This window comes from Bradyrhizobium valentinum (genome assembly GCF_001440405.1).
Taxonomy (GTDB): domain Bacteria; phylum Pseudomonadota; class Alphaproteobacteria; order Rhizobiales; family Xanthobacteraceae; genus Bradyrhizobium; species Bradyrhizobium valentinum.
Genome location: NZ_LLXX01000173.1, coordinates 1 through 16,230 on the forward strand (window position 1 = coordinate 1; position 16,230 = coordinate 16,230).

The following is a 16,230-nucleotide window of genomic DNA, read 5'->3' on the forward strand; positions in this document are numbered from 1 at the left end:
TTCGTGCCGATGGCGTTCTTCCCGGGATCGGTCGGCATTATCTACCGCCAGTTCTCCGTCACCATGGTTTCCGCAATCGCTTTCTCCGCGTTGCTGGCACTCTCGCTAACGCCGGCGCTGTGCGCGACGCTGCTGAAGCCGGTCGAAGCAGGCCATGGTCATGCGAAGAAGGGCGTGTTCGGCTGGTTCAACCGTGTGCTCGAGAGCGGCCGCGGCGGCTATACGCACACCGTCAAGGGATCGCTGAAGCGCACCGGCCGGCTGATGGCAATCTACGCGGTGCTGTTCATTGGCCTCGGCTGGGCCTTCGTCCGGCTGCCCGGCGGCTTCCTGCCGGTCGACGACCAGGGCTTCATCACCACCGACGTGCAGACGCCGTCCGATTCCTCCTATGCACGCACCGAGGCCGCGGTCGAGCAGGTCGAAAAATATCTCCGCGAGCGCGCCGGCGTCGAGGACGTCACGTTCCTGACCGGCTTCAGCTTCCTCGGCCAGGGCATGAACACCGCGCAGGCCTTCATCACGCTGAAGGACTGGTCGGAGCGAGGCAAGAAGGATTCCGCTGCGGCGATCGTCGCCGACATCAACCGCGAGCTATCTTCGATCCGCGACGCCAGGATTTCAGCGCTGCAGCCGCCGCCGATCGACAATCTCGGCAATTCCTCGGGCTTCTCGTTCCGCCTGCAGGACCGCGGGCAGAAGGGTTATCCGGCGCTGGTCGCTGCGTCCGATCGCCTGATCGCGGAAGCCAATGCCAGCCGCGTGCTGCAAAAGGTCTATGTCGAGGGCCTGCCGCCGGCGCCGCAGGTCAATCTGGTGATCGACCGCGAGAAGGCCGGCGCATTCGGCGTCACCTTCGAGGACATCAACCAGACCATCTCGACCAATCTCGGCTCGAATTACATCAACGACTTCCCGAACCGCGGGCGGATGCAGCGCGTGATCGTGCAGGCCGACCGCGCCAGCCGCATGAACGCGGACGACATCCTCAATTACAACGTCAAGAACAGTCGCGGGCAATTGGTGCCGTTCTCCGCCTTCGCCACGGTTCAGTGGTCGAGGGGGCCGACCCAGATCGCCGGCTTCAACTATTATCCCGCCGTGCGCATCTCAGGCGAGGCCAAGCCCGGCTTCACCTCCGGCGACGCCATCGCGGAAATGGAGCGGCTCGCCGACAAGCTGCCGCGTGGCTTCGGCTACGAATGGACCGGCCAGTCGCTGCAGGAAAAGCTGTCCGGCTCGCAGGCGCCGTTCCTGCTCGGCCTCTCGGTGCTGGTGGTGTTCCTGCTGCTCGCCGCCCTCTATGAGAGCTGGACCATTCCGCTCGCGGTGCTGCTGACGGTGCCGCTCGGCATCTGCGGCGCGGTGATTGCGGCCACGATGCGTGGGCTGCCCAACGACGTCTATTTCACCGTCGGACTGATCACCATTATTGGCCTTGCGGCAAAAGACGCCATCCTCATCATCGAATTCGCCAAGGACCTGCGCGCGCAAGGCAAGCCGCTGGTCGAGGCAACCGTGGAAGCCTGCTCGCTGCGCTTCCGCCCGATCCTGATGACCGGTCTCGCCTTCGTCTGCGGCGTGCTGCCGATGGCCATTGCTACGGGCGCCGGCGGCGCCAGCCAGCAGGCGCTCGGCACCAGCGTCATGGGCGGCATGATCGCGGTGGTGATCCTGGCGCTGTTGATGGTGCCGGTGTTCTTCGTCAGCGTGCAGCGCGTGCTGGCGGGGGACCGGGAGCCAAAGGTGGTAGAGGATGCGGCGAGCGAGCCGTACGGACCGCCGGCGCCTGCGAAATCCTGACACTCGTCGTGCCCCGCCACCTTGCGACGCCAGGGCTTCGCCGGGACTTGCGGTCTCGGGCCGTCGAGAAGCCTTGGCGCAGGCGGCGGCCGATGCATCCAGTCCGTGAACCCATAACTTTGCCGGGCTGACGCCGCGCCAGAGTCCGCTATGCCCCGATAGCCGACGTGCTGCTGCATAGCAGCGAAACGACGCTATGTGCCATCACCGGACTCATGCGCCGCAGCAGAATGCCGGCATTCGATCACCTCATGGACGTCGGGGAGCTACTCGGGCAACCCCGCCTTCCGAAGCCCCTCAATCAACAGCTTCGCGTTTGATTGTCCGCCCCGGGCGATGAACGCAGATATCGTAGAACCGGGATCGGTCTCAAGCACACGCGCCGCCGCCTCACGCGCCTCGGCGTCGCGTCCGAGGTGGGCGAAAGCGGACGCGAGACAGCGGTACGCTGTCGGATGGGAGGGGTTCTGACGAAGGGCTTTCTTCCCTGCGGCGATGGCCTCGTCAAAGCGACGAAGCTCAATAAAGGCCATCCCCATCCCAGTAAACGACCGGTGTAGCGTCGGGTCTACCGGGCTCATGCGCACGGCGCGTTCGAAGCTCCGGACCGCTTCCTCCGGCAGCCCCGCATTTCGATAGACCCAGCCTCTGCCGCGCCATGCCGTATATGAATTTGGGTTGAGCGCGACCGCGCGATCAGCCATTTCGATTCCACTTTCACTATCGTCGACCATGAACGCGGAGATTATGGCAGCGTACGCTAACGTTTCCGGATCACTATCGTCGATGCTCAATGCCAGGCGAAGCAGTCGAACTGCTTCCTTGCGGTTGAATTGAGGGTCGTCATAGCCCAAAAGGACCTTAAGCGTATAACAGTTCGCGGCCAGAGCCGCGGCAAAGCCGAACCGAGAGTCCAGCTCCAGAGCGCGATGCGCCAGCCTGAGCGCCTCTGCCAGCCCTTCGCGGGTCGATAGGTAATACTGCGGCAAAGCCCGGAGATAAAAATCATAAGCGGTGAGGTCCTCCGGTCGCCGCCGCGCCGCCAAATCGATTTCTGTTTGAAGCAATCTTGGCTGAATGGCCGAGACCACGGCAACGGTGACTTCGTCCTGGAGAACGAAAATATCCGTGAGGTCACGCTCGAACCTGTCCGCCCAAATGTGTGCGCCAGTAATCGCATCAATCAATTGCCCGGTGATGCGGACTTTCCCCGATGCCTTGCGCACAGACCCCTCGAGGACATAGCGCACGCCAAGCCTGCGTCCGACCTCCTTCACATCGACGGCTTTGTTTTTGAACGTAAAGCTCGAATTGCGGGCGATCACAAACAGCCATTTGAACCGCGAAAGCGCGGTGGTGATCTCCTCAACCATTCCGTCCGCGAAGTATTCCTGCTCGGGATCGCCGCTCATATTGTCAAACGGCAGCACGGCGATGGAAGGCTTGTCCGGGAGTGGCGGGGCCGCACTTAGCCTATCGATCAGTATGCTGTGCGCTCCCGCGCGAACAGCGTAAGCGCGGACCGGCCTGGAGATGTTCTTGAGCCGCTGTTCGCCCCGGTCCTCGAAGCCAACATCCAGCTTGCCCTCGACCTCGCTGTACACCTTCTCGGAAATCAGGATGCCGCCCGGATCGGCGGTCCCCTCCAGCCGGACCGCAATGTTGATCCCGTCGCCAAAAAGATCGCCGTCAGCTCCAACGATAACTTCCCCGAGATTGACCCCAATACGAAGCATAAGGGGGCTTCGGCCTGATACGATGCTTTCCTGTATGTTCACAGCGCATCGCACCGCAGCCGACGGACTTGCGAACTCGGCCAACGCGCCGTCACCCGTGGTCTTGATCAGCCGCCCGTCGTGGCAGGAGAGGCCAGGCTCGATTACTTCGCGCTTCAGCCGCTCGAACTCGGCGTAGGTGGCCTCCTCAGCGCGTTGCATCAACGCAGAGTAACCGACCACGTCGGCAGCCAAGATCGCCGCTAATCGCCTTTGAACCCGCTGCTCCGTCACAGCGCCCTCCGAACGACCAGACTGACCCACGCCGCTGGGACAAGGGGACCCTACCACTTTGTTGCGCACCTGTGAGCGGTAATCGAAGGAGCCCGATTGTCTCTCAAGTGGGCATTATGCCGGGCAGTGGCACAGCAGCAATGAACGTGCGTCATCTTTCGGGAGGTCCGAGTTGGGTCATTAGCGCCGTTCTGACCGTTCGCCGACCACTTCCGGTCCACCCCCGACAAACGGACATCGTTAGACCGTCCCGGCTGGTCCGGTTCGTGCCACAAGGCGACATTCAACCGGCCTAACCAGGTTCGCTTTTCCCCCAAGAAGCAGAAAATCACGGTTGCCAAGCCCGCGTCCTCCAAGAGTCGATGCAGATCTTCAGGCTGGCCGAGATCCATCTCAACGCAGGACGTTCGGAAGTCTGCCGGGTCATGCCCGCCAAATGTCAAGGCAGTACACCTGGGGCAATTGATCTTGGGCTCTTACCGAGCGACACTATGGAATGGAGATGCGCTATCCCACTTGGAAAGATTCTTGGCTTCCCTATTGTTTGGCCATCTTGATATTTTTTTGTTCGCGGGTGGTGGTCGCACTCGGACTGGTATTCTCCCAAAAATATTTGCCCTCGGGGCCGGATGTCTGGTCTGCGGGACCGATCTGGTACCACCAACTGCTGCAATGGGATTCGGAATGGTATTTCAAGATCGTCACAGATGGCTATCAGTATAACGGCGATCCGACTGTTCAACAGAACATCGTATTTTACCCGCTGTATCCGATGCTCGCACGGGGCTTGGCGACGATTAGCGGTCTCACGCCTGCGGATGCATTGCTGTTGGTATCGAACGTCGCGGGATTGCTCGCGATCGTCGTCCTTTTCAAGCTGGTTCGTGAGGAATTTGGTGATCAACTGGCTCTCGCCACAACGGCGCTGCTCAGCTTTTTTCCCGCTTCGGTCTTGCTATCGGCCGGGTATACCGAGCCCTTAGCACTGCTGCTAATCGTCTCGTTTTTTCATGCTTTGAAACGAAAGTACTACTTGTCGGCAGCACTGCTTGCAGGCTTGGCAGTCTCTACTCGATCGACGGGCGTCGTCCTATTGCCTGTCCTTCTTTGGGAGATGTGGGCCAATCGCGATCAGACGAAGTTCCTCCTTGCCCTCCTGCCAAGCGTCCTTCTTGCGACGTCGGGCCTCTGGCTATTCATGATCTACCTTTGGAGCGCTTTCGGAACTCCGTTTGCTTTTGTGGATGGCCAGACGGCTTTCCATCAAGGAACGACGCTAGCGACAAGATTAGTTGCGGCACTAAAGTTTGAGCCGTTCACGCGAATGATGCTCAATGACTGGAATCCTTGGGGACAGGCTAGCTGGTTTACATTATTGTTCATTATCCTGATTGTTTTGGGCTGGTCTCGACTGCGCTCAAGCTGGACACTGTTCGCCATGGCTGTCCTGCTTCTGCCATATCTAACACTCAGCGGCGGGCCAGCAGGCTTCGTCTCCATGAGTCGATTTAATCTCGTTTCATTTCCCCTGTTTGTGACGTTGGCTGATTTAGGATTGCGAGCAAAGTGGCTTTTGGCAGGAGTGATAGGACTCTTCGGCGCATCCTTGTTCATGAACACCGCGTTGTTTGCTCGTAGAATTTGGATTGGTTGATCGCTACAAATACTCGCGATGACATGCTTGAGCAGCGAGCCAGTTTCACACTGCGTGTCCACCATAATTTTTCAGATCGAATGTCGGGTCAATCGCATCGTCGTGACGGTCGCCAGCCACTTCCGGTCCACCCCGATCGGCGGAGGGTACGTCGGCACGTCAAACGTGCCGTAAGCCGGCCGAAATAACCGCATGGCTGACCGAGAGTCGCGCAGATTGGCTTATAAGGAAGTCGAGGCGGCAATCACGGAACCACGACCCGCTACCAATCTCGCATGGTTTGCTTGATGCGCTTCAGCTTCTCTGACGGTATTATGCTTATGTGACGGATGATGTTGCGCCTGACGGTGGAACCCACTCCTGCAGAGCCGGCCCGCCCGCTGCTACAATCGGAGCCTGAATATAGGAGGAATGCTCGCAGAACCCAGTTCGTGCGGGCATATCAACGGGTTATTAGGAGTTGTCCGGCGATCATGTGTAGCGCGAGTTGGTCAAAGCGCACCCAATAGAACCCATCAGGGCTCCACCAAGAGGGCAGCGACTTGCAATCCATATCCAAGATTCACGGTCGCTACTATCTGGCAATCTTTGTACTGGCGTCCGCGACGCTTTCCTACCAGATACTGATAACGCGCTTCTTCAGCGTTATGCTCCATCATCATTTCGCATTTGCCGCCATTTCGCTTGCCATGCTCGGGCTTACGCGCGGAGCGATGGAGGTGTACGGCAAACCCGCCCGTTATGACGCCGAGCGGGTCGGAATCGAATTCGCCCGCCATGCATCATGGTTCGCACTCAGCAGCGTTGGCGCAATGATCGTCTTCCTGTGCGTGCCGCTCGTTGTATCCGCGGAAAATGTACCCCTCGCTCTGGCACTGGCGCTCATCGCCTTCGTGGCTCCGTTCACGGAAGGCGGGGTTTGCATCACGTTGCTGCTGACGCGTTTGCCATATGGCGGCGGGTGGCTCTATGCAGCCGATCTCCTGGGCGCCGCAGTTGGATGTCTCGGGGTGATCTTCGTGCTGCTGGTGATTGATCCCGTAAGCGCTACTCTATGGATCGGAGCCGTCGCTGCCGGCGTTGGCTGGATCGTCGTGAGGCGCAGCGAAGACGTCCGCAGCGTGCGTTTGAGCGGGGCTGTCGCGCTGACGCTGGCCGTCGCGGCCACCGTGCACTCCGGCCTTGACCTGACCGGTCGAAGCCATCTGGGTGTGTTCTGGGCCAAGGGCGCCGAACAGACCGGCACGCTGTTCGAACGCTGGAATACCTATTCGCGGGTAAGGGTGCGCGAATTGGCCGGGAAGGTCCCGTTCGGCTGGGGTCTGGCCCGCACTCCTGATGCCCGGGTCGACCAACATTACCTCGACATCGATGCCGATGCCGGCACGGTCATCACCAGGTATGATGGCGACATTGGAAAGCTCGCCTACCTGAAAGATGACGTCATCAATGCGGCCTACCACGTGCAGCCGGCGGCCGATGTCGCTGTCGTCGGCGTCGGCGGCGGTCGTGACATCCTTTCCGGTCTGCTCTTCGGCGCCAGCCGGATTCGCGGAATTGAGATCAACCCGGCGATCTTCGAAGTGCTCACCGAAAAATTCGCCGATTTCTCCGGCCATCTCGATCGCCAGCCCGGCGTGTCCTTGGTCAATGCCGAAGCGCGAAGCTACATCAACCACTCGCCCGAGCGATACGACCTGGTGCAGATTTCACTTATCGACACCTGGGCGGCGACGGCGGCCGGTGGCCTGACGCTCACCGAAAATCGTCTCTATACCGTGGAGGCGTGGGATGATTTTTACAGGGCGCTCAAGCCTGGCGGGCTGTTGTCGGTATCACGCTGGTATGATGCCGAGAAGCACCGTGGCGAGCTATACCGACTGATCGCGATTGCCGCGAGCGCGCTGCAGCGCAAAGGAGTGTCGGCCGGGGAGCTGCGGCATCACGTCGTCGCGGTCAACGTCGGCGGCATCGTGACGGTGATTACCCGGCCTGACGCGTTCAGCGACGCAGAATGGCAAGGCGCGCGCGAGAGACTTCAGGCGCAGGGCTTCAAGCTATTGTTGGGGCCGGACGTCACTTTCGATGCCGTCACCTCGACATTGCTGTCCGACAAGGCGGACCAGGCTTTCTTCGATTCGCTGCCGGAAAACATCGCTGCTTCGACGGACGACAATCCGTTCTTCTTCTATACGTCGCGTTTTAGCGATTTCTTGAGCACGCATGGTTGGGAGATCATGAGCAACAATGCCGCGATCGGCATCACCGGCTTGCTCATCGTCGTAGCGCTCTGCGCTTGCGGATATTACATCGTGCTGCCCTTCCTCCGTCTTGCGAGGCGGATGCCGATGGCGACGCTGACGCCGCCCGTGGCCTATTTCAGCGCGATCGGGATGGGCTTCATGCTGATCGAGATATCGCAGATGCAGCGCCTGATGGTCTTTCTCGGACATCCCGTCTACGGGCTGAGTGTAGTGCTATTCACAATTCTTCTGTTTAGCGGGATTGGCAGCGCCACGGTCGGTGCGGACACCTCCTCCCGATCACGCGTCACCGCCTTCAGGATTGCCGCCCTCTTCACCACGCTCGTGGTGGCAGGGCTGCTGACGCCGCTGATCACCACCTGGGCGCGGTCGCTGTCAACCGACATGCGTATTCTGGTGTCTGTCCTGCTGCTGGCTCCTCCTGCATTCTGCATGGGGATGATGTTCCCGCTTGGCCTCGGTGTCTGGCGCCGTCATCATGAACTGCTGCCGTTCTTCTGGAGCACCAACGGAATTACGTCGATGCTGGCGTCGGTGCTGGGCATGGCCTTGTCGATCCAGTTCGGCATCGCCAAGACCTATGCGCTGGGGGTGTGCTCCTATGCGGTCTGCGCCATCGTGATCGTTGCAAGCCGCCGGGTGCAGTCTATCGACATGTCAGCCGCGAAGGCGGCCGTTAGCCCGGGGCTCGTATCGCAGGAAAAGACGCCACATCAGTAAAGGGAAGTCCGAATACCGCATCTTCGGCCAGATAAGACGACAGTGGGGAAATGGCGGTCGCACCCACTGCGGGTGCGAATGGTGGTGGCAAGCGCAACATGCGGCGCAGGACGGCTATGCGTCAACAACGGAAGTAGCCCTCTCACTCGATCACCCCGTCGGCGAGCGCGCGATCCGTCGGTGAGATCGTGAGGGTGAGCGTCGTTCTCTGGGAGTCCTCACGGGCTCGCTCCGGGGTTGATCCGCAGGTTCCAGCGCTTCACGGGCCAAAAAAACGTGTTCCGCCCCGCGGGGTGGGGTAAACTGGCTATCTCATTCTGGTGCGACGGCTTAGTCCGCGAGCGGTTCGACCGACGGCGCGCAGCTACCGTAGTTGCCGACGTGGCGGCGGCCAGAGCCTGTGGATGAGTGCCGCCAAGTGTGCGTGTGAATGCCATGGATATTTGTGCCTGGCTGCGCGGCCTCGGCCTGGAACGCTACGAGCAGGCATTCCGGGAAAACGCGATCGATGAGGCAACTCTACCCAAGCTGACGGCCGAGGACCTCAGAGACCTCGGCGTGACGGCGATCGGCCATCGCCGTATTCTCCTCGATGCGATCGCCGCGTTGCGAGCCGAAACTTTTCGCGACACGACCGAACATTCGATCGAGCCCGACCGCTCCGGCGGCACGGCTCCCGAAGCTGCGCGCCGCCGGCTCACGGTCATGTTCGCCGACCTCGTCGGTTCGACGGCATTGTCTGCACGCCTCGATCCGGAGGAGCTGCGCGACATCATCGGCGCCTATCACCGCCGTTGCGCCGAGGTAATCACCAGCTCCGGCGGCTTTCTTGCCAAGTATCTCGGTGACGGCGTGCTGGCTTATTTCGGTTACCTCATGAGGAGGACGCCGAACAAACGGTGCGCGCGGGCCTCGCCTTGCTCGAAGCCGTGGCCAAGCTCGATGCGGTGCATGTCTGGCGGGTCCTGGGCGCGAGCCTGGTCGGCAGTCGGTTCGAGGCCCTGGGCCATGGCCGCGAGCTTGCCGTCGAACGCGAGATGGGCAAATCCAGGAACAGTGCCAGTAGCGGCATGGCGCGCAAGGGCCGCTCGCGCAAGGGCCGCTTCAGTCCGGCGTCAACCACCTTGCCCATTTCCCTCATTCTTCCCGTTGGCAGAATCCGTGGAGTGGTTGTCATTGCTGACATGGGTCCGAGATGAGATGAAGGAGATGAGATAAGAAGATTCCGGCGAGTATCCCGGAGACAGGAGGCGGCGATGGCTATGCCGCGTGTGGTAGTGGTCGCGATGCCCTGCAACGAGGTCGTTGACGTGGGTGGCATCCTCGACATCTTCTATGCCGTCAACGAGCATGCCAGCCATACCGGTGCATCCGACGCGGGCTACGCCGTCGAGGTGGTGTCGCCGGTCGAGACTGTCTGTGCCTGGCCGGGGCTGCGGATCGTCGTCGATCGGTCGTACCGCGCCGTCCGTGGTCCCGTCGACACTTTGATCGTCACCGGGGTCGACGGGCCCGACGACGCGAGGCGCGACCCGGAGCTCGTGCGCTGGCTGGCGCGCATGGCACCGCGGACCCGGCGAGTGGTCGGGCTCTGTACGGGATCGTTCGTCCTGGCTGAGGCGGGGCTCCTGGAGGGCCGCAGTGCGACGACGCACTGGGCCTTTTGCGGCGAGCTGGCGCGGCGCTTTCCTGGCGTCAGAGTCCAGCCAAATCCTATCTACGTTCGGGACGGCAATGTCTACACATCAGCCGGCGCCACGGCGGGCATAGATCTCGTGCTGTCGCTCGTGGAGGAGGACTTTGGCCGTCGCGTGGCCCTGGCAGTGGCCCAGTGGATGGTCATCTTCCTCAAGCGGCCGGGAGGCCAGGCGCAGTTCAGCGTCCAGCTCTCCACGCAGATGGCTGATCGCCAGCCACTCCGCGACATGCAGGCCTGGGTCCTCGACCATCCCGGCGCCGACCTCTCCGTGGAAGCGCTCGCGCGCCGGGTGAACATGAGCCCGCGCAACTTCTTCCGCGTGTTCGTGCGCGAGGTGGGCATGACGCCGGGGTGTTTCGTGGAGCGCGTGCGCGTGGAGGCGGCCCGGCGGCTCCTTGAGGAGACATCGCGCGGCGTTCCGGACGTCGCGACCACGTGCGGGTTCGGGAGCCAGGAAACGATGCGCGTGGCCTTTCGGCGAACGCTGGACGTGAGCCCGAAGGGCTACCGGAGCCGCTTCCGCACGACCGCCGTGTCGTAGGAGATTCTCAAAGGAAAACAAAGATGATCAAGCAATGCGCGCTCGACGACTTCCGCTCCAAGCTTCGCGGCGATATCCTGCTTCCCCAGGACGCCGACTACGACGCTACCCGTCGGATCTTCAACGCCATGATCGACCGGCGGCCAGCCCTGATCGCCCGCTGTGCGAGCGCGGCCGATGTGGTCGCCTGCATCGGGTTCAAGCGGGCGGAGGCGCTCGAGATCTCCGTGCGGGGCGGTGGGCACAACGTGTCCGGCAAAGCGGTGTGCGACGGCGGGCTGATGATCGATCTCTCGCGGATGAAGGGCTGCCGCGTCGATCCCTTGAGGCGGAGGGTCCGCGCCGAGGCGGGCTTGACCCTCGCAGACCTCGACCGCGACTGTCAGGCTTTCGGCTTAGCCACGCCCACCGGCATTGTCTCCCCAACCGGGATCGCCGGTCTGACCCTGGGCGGCGGCATCGGGTGGCTCGGAGGCAAGCACGGTCTGTCGTGCGACAATCTTGAATCCGTCGACATCGTGACCGCGGACGGCCGCCTGCTGGTCGCCGCCCCCACCGAACATCCCGACCTCTTCTGGGCGGTGCGCGGCGGGGGTGCCAACCTCGGCGTGGTCACCTCCTTCGAGTACCGCCTGCACGAGGTTGGACCTGTGGTGGGCGGTGGAATCGCGTGGCCGCTTGCCCGCGCCAAGCACGTGCTGCCCTTCTACGACGAGTTCGCGCGCGCCTGCCCGGACGAGCTGAGCCTCAACGCCGGGTTCTTCACCGCGGAAGACGGTACCAAGGTGGTCGGCGTCAAGGTCGCGTGGATCGGTCCGCTAGACGTCGGTGAGCGGCTGCTCAAGCCGCTGCGGTCACTTGACAGTCCGGTCGCCGACGGCATCGCCCCCATGGGCTTCGTGGATCTGCAGCGGGGCGGTGATGGCGCGTTTCCACGCGGTCGCCGGCATTACTGGAAGGCGAGCTTCCTTCGCCGTCTCGAGCAGGGCGCGATCGACGTGCTGGTCGAGTTTACGGCCACCTGCCCCTCGCCGTACACACAGGTCGGTCTCCAGCAGATGCACGGGCAGGCGGCGCGGGTGTCCCCGACAGAGACGGCGTTCGCGCATCGTCACGACCAGTGGGACTGTCTCATTCTGACGCAGTGGGACGATTCCGCCGACGACGAGCGCAACATTCGCTGGACGCGCGAGCTGCACGCCGCACTGCGGCCGTGGGTGGAGGACGCGGTGTACGTGAACAACCTCGGTGACGACGAGGCCGACCGCGTTCGCTCCGCCTACGGCGCGAACTTCGACCGGCTCGTGGCCGTCAAGGCGAAGTACGACCCGGACAACTTCTTCAGAGGCAACCAGAACGTCGCGGAACATCGCATCTGATGCACGAGAAGCACGCATTGGCCTACAAGGCAGCAGTCCAGTCCTTCCTGGCACGCACCGTCAGCTGAGGCACGACTCATGGCCAAAGTCGAGCGCGTGCTGATTGTCGGTGGCGGACTGGCAGGCTTGGCGCTGATGATCGCCCTGCGTCAGCGGGGGCTGTCGGCCGCCATCGTCGAGCGGGGGAGCGACCGGACAGCGCCCGGCACCGGTCTGTACCTCATCGGTAGCGCGACGCGCGCCCTGCAGGCCCTGGGAGTCGCCGACGACGCTGCACGCAACGGCTGCGTCATCCGCACGCAACGCTTGTTCAACCATCGAGGCACGCGCCTCGCCTCGATCGACGCCGGAGCATTCTGGAAGCCATGCGGCCCATGTTTCGGGATCGCGCGCAGCGATCTGCACAAGCTGCTCACGCAACAGGCGGCAGGCTCGCACATTCGACTCGGCGTGACGGTGCAATCGCTTCGGCAGCATGAGGATCACGTCCGGGTTCAGCTGAGCGACGGCTCCTGCGAAACCTACGACCTCGTCGTGGGCGCGGACGGCATCCGGTCGTCCATTCGGCAATTGGAGTACGGAGACTTGGGCGTCGAGTTTCGCGGCCAGGTGGGATGGCGTTTCATTGTTCGTCGGCCGCCGGGTCTCGAAGGCTGGACGGTGTTTCTCGGCCCGCAGTCCGCATTCTTGATGCTGCCAATCGGCAATGAACTGGCATACTGCTACGCGGACAAGGCCAGTGCCCGGTCCATCCATGATCCTGCGCAAAGGAGCATCGAAAGACTCCGTGAAAATTTCGTCGCCTTCGCCAGTCCGATTCCCGAGGTTCTTGCCCAGCTCGAGCCAGCCGACCCGATCCATTTCTCGGCCATCGAGGAGGTCGCGCACCCATGCTATGGCCAAGGACGCGTCGTACTGATCGGCGATGCAGCCCATGCGATGTCGCCCAACATGGCGTGCGGCGCGGCGATGGCCTTCGAGGATGCACTGGTCCTGGCGGAGATTGTTTCGCGCGCGGGCGCCGCATCGGAAGTCGTCCCCGAGTTCGTCCGCAGGCGATCGGCGCGTGTGGGCTGGGTGCACCAACAGACCGATCGCCGAGACCATCTGCGCAGTCTTCCTCCGATGGTGCGCGACGTGTTCGTGCGCCTGCTGTCGGGCCGGCTTTACAGGGCCAACTATCGGCCGCTGCTGGATCTTCCATAACCCATGAGATGCCTCCTCCTGCGAAGGAAGCGCAAGACCTCGCCCGAGCGCCGTGCAGCCCAGCTACTTGATTGGTCCGAAATCTTTGCACCTGGACACTTCGCCCCTGATGGTTTTTCTTCTGATGCAGGTCACTATCACCTAGCGGCGGCGTATCTACGCCTGCCGAACACACGGAATGGAATCGTGGAGATTGCGGCAACGATCATGCGAAACCCCAAAGAAATCCTTATCGAGCCTGGCTAAGTCAGCGAGATTCCGTGGCCGGTCGTCCCGCAAATATTCGTGGTTAGGGCGCTATGCTATTCAGATGGTAAGAATCGACTGGATTAGAGTGCTATAGCGTAGAGCCCATCATCGTCGGGCGTGGCCCGCCCGAAGAGATTCGAACTCCTGACCTCCGGATTCGTAGGCTGGTGCCCCGTGTCAGAGGTTCGGGCCGTCTTGGTCTGCGACTTCTGCTCCGGGTCAATCGCGTCGGTTCGTCCCACCGCTGACCACTTCCGGTCGTCCCCCAACTGCGGACATCACGCATCGGGATCACCACTTCCGAAAGGTGCCAACAGCCGACATCGCGCCTGTGCCGGAATGACGAAAGAGGCCGCCGATTGAGGCGGCCTCTTTTTATGCTTCGGCGCTTCGTTTTTACTTCTTGCGCGGATCGTCGGCTGGATCGATGAACACGATGCCCCCCGGCCCGGTGAATACAATTTGGACCATCGTTTCTTCGTTTGTCGTCCAAACATAATGGGGGTGCTTCGCCGGCAGCGCGAAGACGGAGCCCGGCTTCAATATCTCGCCTTTCGAGGGATCAAACTTTTCCCCCATGGCGTTCCCAAAGCTGCCACTCATCACGGTGACGACCTCGGCATAGGGATGAGTGTGCGGCGGAACTTTATAATTCGGCGGGAATTTCACCCGCTGGACGATCGTCTCGGCCTTTGTTGGGTCACCGATCAAGATGGCGGTTTGCACGCCCCTGAAGACCGGATGCTCTATCCACGTCAGCCCATCGGGCTTGACCACCTTCATCGCATCTTGAGCCATCGCAGAACTTGCCAACGCGATCAAAGTGGCGGCGACAAAGGACTTGTTCATCCTAACCTCCTCCCAAATGTTGCGGAGCTCGAAGGCCCAATAGGATACAGCAAAAACTCAGACTGAAGCGCTTAAATTCATTTTCGGATCGGCTTGAACCGTCCATCGCGAACCAAGTCCGAATTGGGTCAAACTGAGAAGTCGGGGCGCGCAATCGGGAGGTCGGCTTTGCCCTCCATACCGGACATTGTCAGCCAAGGCTGTCAGGTCTGAAAAGTGCCAGAAGCGGAAATGGGGAGTGTCTATTTGGCTTTCGCGGGTCGTCTGACGCATTCAAATAATCAATCCCGGTGCGTGGTTCACGGGCGGCGCAACGGCATCGCGCTAGCCAACTAACCGTTGATCACGCGTTGTCCGCCACCACCCGAGAAGGTGCATCCAATCAATCAACACTCGGGCTGTGCCAATGCCTCTCTCCCTGAGCGCGGGAGAGACGAGTCGCAAACGGGTGAAAGGCCTGCCTCGCTCGGAGACAGACCCCTCAACCGCTTCTTTCGGGAGGAGAGAGAGGAGATCCGTGCGTATCTAGAACACCTTGTCCACCGGCAGGCCGAGCGCCATCGAGCCGGCGTATTGCGCCTGCGGGCCGGTCTGCAGCGGGTGGTATCGGGCGGCTTGGATGTCGCGGAAGCGACGCTCCAGCCCAGTGGCGCGGTAGAAGCCGGCGCCGCCGGCGAGTTCCATCGCAAGCTCTACGGTGGCGATGGCGTGGCGCGCGACGAGCGTGCGGCCCGTCATCACCTGGTTGATGGTCTCGGCCGAAGGCGCATCGAGCCGCACTGCCGCCAGCATGTGTTCGCGAGCAAGGCGCGCACCGGCCAGTTCGGTGTCCATGCGGCCGGCGAGCTGGATCATGTGGTTATCGACCTTCTTCTTTTTCGCGACACCAACCGCGATGTCGCGGGCGCTCTCGGCGACGCCGAGATAGACCGAATAGATCAGTGGGAACGCGATGGTTGCGATGATCTGGAACAGCGGATGCCATTCGCCGGCCTTGCGCTTCACCGCGACGGCTGCCTCCGGCACCACATGGCCGTCGATCAAGACGTCGTTGGAGCCGGTGCCGCGCATGCCGAGCGTGCGCCAGTTGTCCATCACCTTAACCTGCGGCGAGTTCATCGGCAGACCAAAGTGCAACACCTGCGCCGGTTCGCCTTCGCTCTCCAGCACGGCGGTGGTCATGAACAGGTTCGCGGCCGGCGAGCCGGAGGCAAACACCTTGCGCGCGGTGATGCGATAACCGCCGTCGACCCTCTCGGCCTTGCCGGAGCCGCCGATCCAGTCGCTGCCGCCGCTCGACAGCAAAAAGATGCGCTCGGCAGCGATGCGCTTGAGCAAGGGTTCGACGGGCGCCGCCTTCTGTACCTTCCAGCGCCAGGCGGGAATCGCGACCTGATGGGTGTGCATGGAAAACGCCAGCGCGGTGGAGCCGCAATGCTGGCCCAGGATGCGCAGCATTTCGGCGAGCTCATCGATGCTGGCGCCGCCGCCGCCAAGCTCGGCGGGCACGCCGGCCTCGACCAGGCCCGCTTCCTTCAACGCGGCAAAATTCTCGGCGACGAACTGGTCCTCGTCGGTCGTGGTGACGGCGCGCTCGGCGAAGGTGGGGCCGAGCTCGCGGGCGATCTCGACGGGGCTGCGGTGCGTTGTCGCATCGACGGCGCGTGCTGCGTTGCTGCTCATGGTCATCGCTCCATTCATTGGGACATTCGCGAGTAAGCGAGATGTCTAATGCCCGGAAGCTAGGCCCGGGCGTAATATCCCTCCAGTTCAGAAAGTGTACTGCCGCGGCGACGATCCGCCGCAAGCAAAACAGGCCACTGTAAACACTCGACTATTCGCTTCCATGTCACAATC

General features: G+C 62.0%; 10 protein-coding genes and 1 pseudogene. 8 read left to right on the forward strand and 3 right to left on the reverse strand.

Going from position 1 to position 16,230, the window contains the following annotated elements:
• Positions 1-1,803, forward strand: a 1,803-nt coding sequence (locus CP49_RS30610) for an efflux RND transporter permease subunit (RefSeq protein WP_156438747.1), incomplete at its 5' end; no start/stop codon positions are given.
• Positions 1,804-2,069: 266 nt separating this feature from the next.
• Here the strand turns inward: CP49_RS30610 and CP49_RS30615 are convergent.
• Positions 2,070-3,812 carry an adenylate/guanylate cyclase domain-containing protein gene (locus CP49_RS30615; protein ID WP_156438748.1) on the reverse strand — a complete coding sequence of 581 codons (1,743 nt, stop codon included), beginning with the start codon at positions 3,810-3,812 and terminating at the stop codon, positions 2,070-2,072.
• A 502-nt stretch (positions 3,813-4,314) separates the two neighbouring features.
• Here CP49_RS30615 and CP49_RS30620 point away from each other — a divergent pair.
• The 7 genes and pseudogenes from CP49_RS30620 to CP49_RS30650 all read left to right on the forward strand — a co-directional run bounded on the left by CP49_RS30620 (position 4,315) and on the right by CP49_RS30650 (position 13,275).
• A complete protein-coding gene (locus CP49_RS30620; RefSeq protein WP_197423288.1) occupies positions 4,315-5,466 on the forward strand; it encodes a mannosyltransferase family protein in 1,152 nt (383 codons plus the stop codon).
• 542 nt (positions 5,467-6,008) lie between these two features.
• Positions 6,009-8,450: a spermidine synthase family protein gene (locus CP49_RS30625; protein ID WP_245310946.1), complete on the forward strand. Its 2,442-nt coding sequence runs from the start codon at positions 6,009-6,011 to the stop codon at positions 8,448-8,450.
• A gap of 435 nt (positions 8,451-8,885) precedes the next feature.
• Positions 8,886-9,050: pseudogene (locus CP49_RS49470) on the forward strand (SAM domain-containing protein); the annotation flags it as partial.
• Positions 9,051-9,349: 299 nt separating this feature from the next.
• Positions 9,350-9,649, forward strand: coding sequence for a hypothetical protein (locus CP49_RS48050; protein ID WP_057853854.1), 300 nt, complete (start codon positions 9,350-9,352; stop codon positions 9,647-9,649).
• A 57-nt stretch (positions 9,650-9,706) separates the two neighbouring features.
• The gene (locus tag CP49_RS30640; RefSeq protein WP_057853855.1) at positions 9,707-10,690 is read left to right on the forward strand and encodes a GlxA family transcriptional regulator; all 984 of its coding nucleotides are present in this window, start codon (positions 9,707-9,709) and stop codon (positions 10,688-10,690) included.
• A 23-nt stretch (positions 10,691-10,713) separates the two neighbouring features.
• On the forward strand, positions 10,714-12,069 hold the full coding sequence (locus CP49_RS30645; RefSeq protein ID WP_057853856.1) for an FAD-binding oxidoreductase: 1,356 nt from the start codon (positions 10,714-10,716) through the stop codon (positions 12,067-12,069).
• 78 nt (positions 12,070-12,147) lie between these two features.
• Entirely contained in the window at positions 12,148-13,275 is a 1,128-nt protein-coding gene (locus CP49_RS30650) for an FAD-dependent monooxygenase (protein WP_057853857.1), read from the forward strand.
• A gap of 645 nt (positions 13,276-13,920) precedes the next feature.
• Here CP49_RS30650 and CP49_RS30660 read toward each other — a convergent pair.
• The gene (locus CP49_RS30660; RefSeq protein WP_057853859.1) at positions 13,921-14,373 is read right to left on the reverse strand and encodes a cupin domain-containing protein; all 453 of its coding nucleotides are present in this window, start codon (positions 14,371-14,373) and stop codon (positions 13,921-13,923) included.
• A 525-nt stretch (positions 14,374-14,898) separates the two neighbouring features.
• On the reverse strand, positions 14,899-16,056 hold the full coding sequence (locus CP49_RS30665) for an acyl-CoA dehydrogenase family protein (RefSeq protein ID WP_057853982.1): 1,158 nt from the start codon (positions 16,054-16,056) through the stop codon (positions 14,899-14,901).
• Positions 16,057-16,230 lie beyond the last annotated feature (174 nt).